The following is a 5,111-nucleotide window of genomic DNA, read 5'->3' on the forward strand; positions in this document are numbered from 1 at the left end:
GACCGCACGCCGTCGCGCGCGCCGACGTCGTGGTCGCGCCGGCCCTGCTCGTCGACCGGGCCGGGCGCCGCCTCGGCCAGGGCGGCGGCAGCTTCGACCGCGCCCTCGCCCGCGCCCGCCCCGACGCCCTCGTCGTCGCCCTGCTGCACGACGGCGAGCTCGTCGAGGGACCGCTGCCCGTCGAGCCCCACGACCGGCCCGTGCACGTCGCCGTCACGCCGTCCGCCATCGTGCGCCTGCCCTGACCCCTCCGCCCGGTCGCGTGCGAGCCACGTGAAGTCGGCTGGCCCACCGTCCAAGGGGTGTGCACGCCCCGGGAACGGTGCGCGCGCCACAGGCAGCCCGCCGACGTCCCGCGCGACGGCGGGGACCGGCTCCCTGCGGCTGCGGCACCGTCCGAGCGGTGTGCACGCCCCTGGGACGGTGCGCGCGCCCACTTCACGTGGCGGGCAGCACCGGGGCAGCGCGGGCGAGGAGCGGCGCGAGCGAGGAGTGGCGCGGGCCAGGGACGACCCGGACGCGTCAGGGGGCCTCAGGGGGCGTCGGGGGTGAGCTGCTGCTCGTCGTCCGTCGCGCTGCGGACGGCGGCCTCGGTGAACGGCCAGGGGTAGCTGCGGCCGGCGACCCAGTGCCCGAGCTGGTCGTCGTAGTGGGCGTCGAAGGGGTGGCCGGAGGCGCCGGTGAGGTTGACCCAGGTGCTGTCGTCGAAGCGGCCGACGTCGACCACCATCCGCATCGAGGGGCCTGCGACGACCTGGTAGCCGGACGCCGCGTCCCAGCCGGTCGCGTCGACGAGGCCGGTGCCGCCGCCGACGGCCACGCCGTCGAGGTTCACCAGCGACCGCACGGGTGCGGGGACGCCGGACCCGCCGAGCACCGGGTGGTGCAGCTCGAGGCGGTGCAGCCGGCCCCACTGCCACTTGGAGGGGTCCTTGCCGAGCGACCGGGTGAGCTCGAGCCGGCCGGCCACGAGGGCCTGGCGCAGGATCTCGTCGCGGTTCTCGACGGCGCCGGGGGTCGCGCGGTTGTCCCACCAGGCGTCGGACTTGCTGTCGAGCAGGCGCCGCACGACCTCGAACCACCGCTCGCCGCCGTCGGCCGCGAGGTCGGCGGGCAGCTCGTCGTCGAACCCGAGCCGCAGCAGGTTGCGCCAGACCGCGTTGTAGTAGGCGGCCGGCGCCGAGTCGGGCTGCTGGCGGTGGTCCCACCCGCGCAGCAGACGCTGGGCCTCGGCGGTGAACGGGTCGTCGGAGAGGTCGACCTGCAGCAGCAGCGGCACCAGCGTCGCGGCGAGCGGGTTGCGCTGGTCGAGCTGGATGGCGCTCATGTCGGCCGGGCTGATCCGGCCGCGCTGCAGCCGCTGGGTGATGAGGTCGCGGATGCGCTGCGAGCGGTAGCCGTAGCCCCAGTCGGCGGTGAGGAACGGCTCGGGCGCGTCGGTGACCTGCTGGTTCGCGGTGACCACGAAGCCCTCGGCCGGGTCGAGCACCGTGGGCAGCTGCTCGAACGGCACCGTGCCCTTCCAGTCGTACCGGCTCAGCCAGCCGGGCACCGGCACCGTGCCGTCCGAACCGCTCTGCCGCACCGGGATCCGGCCGGGCGCCTGGTACCCGATGTGCCCGTCGACGTCGGCGTAGACCATGTTCTGCGAGGGGACGTCGAACAGCCGCGCCGCGGCACGGAACGACGTCCAGTCGGTGGCCCGGTCGATCGCGAAGACGGCGTCGGCGGTGCGGCCCGGCGTGAGCGCCGTCCAGGCGAGCGAGACGTCGTACTGCGCGTCGTCCTGGTCGTCGCCGCGCGGCTGCCGACCGGCCGCGGCCACGCCGGAGATCACGTCGGACAGGATCGGGCCGTGCCGGGTCGAGCGCACCGTCAGCGCGACGTCGGCGCCCCCGCGCACCCGCAGCGTCTCCTGGCGGGTGGTGAGCGGCTCGGTGCCGCCGTCGACCTCGACCTGGTCGCCGTCGACGCGCTCGAGGTAGAAGTCGGTGACGTCGGGGTCGAGGTTCGTGAAGCCCCAGGCGACGCGCGCGTTGTGGCCGATCACCACGCCGGGCAGCCCCGAGAACGTGAACCCGGCGACGTCGAACGGGCACTGCGCCGTGACCGACCGGCAGTGCAGGCCGATCTGGTACCAGGTGCTCGGCACCTGCAGCCCGAGGTGCGGGTCGTTGGCCAGCAGCGGCCGGCCGGTGGTGGTGTGCGCGCCGGAGACCACCCACGCGTTCGACCCGAGCCCGTCGCCGGAGCCGAGCAGCGACGGGACGGCATCGAGGGCCTGCCGCACCCGCCGCAGCGCGTCCTGGCCGGGCAGCGCCGACGCGCTCTGGTCGTCGGCGGACGCCGTCGTGGTGGCGCTCGTCGCGGACTCGCTCTGCAGGTCGTCGGCTCGCACGATCGGCGCGTGGTCGGACGGGTAGCGCGGGTAGAGCTTCGCGATGCGCCGGTTCGACAGCGTGCTGGCCAGCCGGGCCCGCGTCAGCTCGTCGGCGTAGTTCCCCTTCAGGTCCCAGGCCATCGCCTTGAGCCAGGCCAGCGAGTCGACCGGCGTCCACGGCTCGACGCGGTAGTCGGGCAGCTGCAGGTCGAGCAGGCCGTACTCGACGCCGAGCTGCGACGGCGAGCGCCCGTTCACGAAGGCGTTGACGCCGTCGGCGTAGGCCTGCAGGTAGCTGCGGGTCGCCGTCGACAGCATGGGCAGCTCCTGCTCGGCGACCCGCCGCCAGCCGAGCGTCCGGGTCACCCTGTCGGCCTCGATCGCCGACGGGTCGTCGCCCACCAGCTCGGCGAGCCGGCCGGCCGTCACGTGCCGGCGGTAGTCCATCTCGAAGAACCGGTCCTGCGCCGTGACGTAGCCCTGCGCCGCGAACAGGTCGAGGGCGCTGTCGGCGTACACCTGCGGCACGCCCTGGTCGTCGCGCCGCACGGTCACCTGGGCGCCCAGACCGGGCACCGCGACCTGGCCGCCGCGGTCGGGCAGCGAGCGCCGCACCCCCGCCGTGACGGCGACCGCCACCACCACGGCGACGACCACCAGGGCGGCCACCACGACCACGACGGCACGGCGGACGACGGCGAGGCGGGGCACGTTGCGAGGGTAACGACTGCCGGCCGGACGGCCCGGTGCGGCGCCCCGGCGCGCTGCCGACCCGCCGTCCAGCCGCCCGTCTGGGAGACTGGACCGTGCCCTCCCCCACCGCGCGTCCCCCGCTGCGGGCGGCCCGGTGCGCCGGGCCGGGGGCCCCGTGACCGTCGAGGGTCTGAACGGCGTCCTGCTCGTCGGCGCGGTGCTGGTGCTGGTCGCGATCTCGGCGGTGCGCCTGTCCGTGGCCTCCGGTCTGCCCTCGCTGCTGCTCTACCTGGCGCTCGGCGTGGCGGTCGGCGAGGGCGGGCTCGGCATCCGGTTCGACGACGCCGAGCTGACCCAGGTGCTCGGGTACTCGGCCCTCGTGCTGATCCTCGCCGAGGGCGGGGTGACGACGCGCTGGTCCAGCGTCCGCTCGTCGATCGCACCGGCCGCGATGCTCTCCACGATCGGGGTGCTGGTGTCGGTCGGAGTGGTGGGGGTGGCCGCGCACTACCTGCTGGCGCTCGACTGGACGGTCGCGCTGCTCGTGGGCGCGGTGCTGTCGTCGACGGACGCCGCGGCCGTGTTCTCGGTGCTGCGCCGGGTGCCCATCCACCCGCGGCTGTCGGGCGTGCTCGAGGCCGAGTCGGGCCTGAACGACGCGCCGGTCGTGCTGCTGGTGGTGACGCTGGCCGAGATCGCGAGCGACCACGGCGGGGCGCACCCGTGGTGGGAGCTGGTGCTGCTGGCCGTCTTCGAGCTGCTGGTCGGTGCGGCGGTCGGGCTGGGCGCGGGCTTCCTCGGGTCGTGGCTGCTGCGACGGCTCGCGCTGCCGTCGTCGGCGCTGCTCTCGCTCGCCGTCGTCGCCCTCGCGGTGCTGTCGTACGGCGCCGCTGCCGCGGTGCACGCGTCCGGCTTCCTCGCGGTGTACGTCGCGTCGCTGGTGCTCGGCAACACCGCGCTGCCGCACCGCTCTGCCGTGCGCGGCTTCGTCGAGGCCCTCGGCTGGCTCGCGCAGATCGGCCTGTTCGTGCTGCTCGGGCTGCTCGCCTCGCCGAGCCGGCTGAGCGCCCAGCTGCTGCCGGCGCTGGTGCTCGGCCTGGTGCTGCTGCTGCTCGCCCGGCCGCTGTCGGTGCTGGTCTCGATGACGCCGTTCCGCCTGCCCTGGCGCCAGCAGGCCTTCCTGTCGTGGGCCGGGCTGCGCGGTGCCGTGCCGGTCGTGCTGGCCACCGTGCCGATCACCTCCGGCGTGGCGGGCACGGAGTGGTTGTTCGACCTGGTGTTCGTGCTGGTCGTCGTGTTCACCCTCGTGCAGGCCCCCACGCTGCCGTGGTTCGCCCGGCGCCTCGGCGTCGCGCACGACCTCGACTCGCGCGACCTGCAGCTGGAGTCGGCGCCGCTCGAGCAGCTCGGGGCCGACGTCGTGCAGGTGCGGGTGGGCGCGACGTCGAGGCTGCACGGCCTGGAGGTGTTCGAGCTGCGCCTGCCGCGCGGCGCCAACATCACCCTGGTCGTGCGCGGCGACGACTCGTTCGTGCCGGGCGCGCGCACGGTGCTGCGGCGCGGCGACCAGCTGCTCGTCGTCACCACCTCGACCGCGCGGCGCGAGGTGCAGCAGCGGCTGCGGGCGCTCAGCCTGGGTGGCCGGCTGGCGGTCTGGTCGGGCGACCCGACGGCGGGTCGCGCCGAGGCAGCCGGCGTGCGCGGGCGCACCGGCGTGGTGCGGCGGCTGCGCGGCCGCCCCTGAGCCACGGCGTACCGACCACGGAAACTGTTGCGACTGCGCAGACGTCACCTGCATGGGGTTGAATCGTCCACGAGACAGTGTGACGAACGGGATGTGCCGCCGGGAGGTCGATGTGCCGACGACGGTCGCTGCGCCCGTGGCCGAGCACCCGGTGCGGGTGCTGCTGCTCGGGGCGGTCGAGGTGGTCGGGCCGGACGGCGAGCAGGTGACGGCCGGGCCCCCGCTGCGGCAGGCGGTGCTGGCCTGCCTGGCCGCCGAACCGGGCCGTGTCTGGTCGACCTCGCAGCTGGTCGA

The 5,111-nt window shown here is 75.3% G+C and carries 3 protein-coding genes; 2 read left to right on the forward strand and 1 reads right to left on the reverse strand.

The features are described 5' to 3' along the window. Nucleotides 1-245, forward strand: a 245-nt coding sequence (locus ACYVI6_RS17950) for a 5-formyltetrahydrofolate cyclo-ligase (protein ID WP_460447671.1), incomplete at its 5' end; no start/stop codon positions are given. 287 nt (nucleotides 246-532) lie between these two features. Here ACYVI6_RS17950 and ACYVI6_RS17955 read toward each other — a convergent pair. Continuing rightward, a complete protein-coding gene (locus ACYVI6_RS17955) occupies nucleotides 533-3,091 on the reverse strand; it encodes a penicillin acylase family protein (protein WP_460447672.1) in 2,559 nt (852 codons plus the stop codon). A gap of 157 nt (nucleotides 3,092-3,248) precedes the next feature. On the opposite strand from ACYVI6_RS17955, the gene ACYVI6_RS17960 reads away from it, so the two are divergent. Beyond that, the gene (locus tag ACYVI6_RS17960; RefSeq protein WP_460447673.1) at nucleotides 3,249-4,817 is read left to right on the forward strand and encodes a potassium/proton antiporter; all 1,569 of its coding nucleotides are present in this window, start codon (nucleotides 3,249-3,251) and stop codon (nucleotides 4,815-4,817) included. The last annotated feature ends 294 nt before the right edge of the window (nucleotides 4,818-5,111 follow it).

The organism is Angustibacter aerolatus (assembly GCF_054776675.1).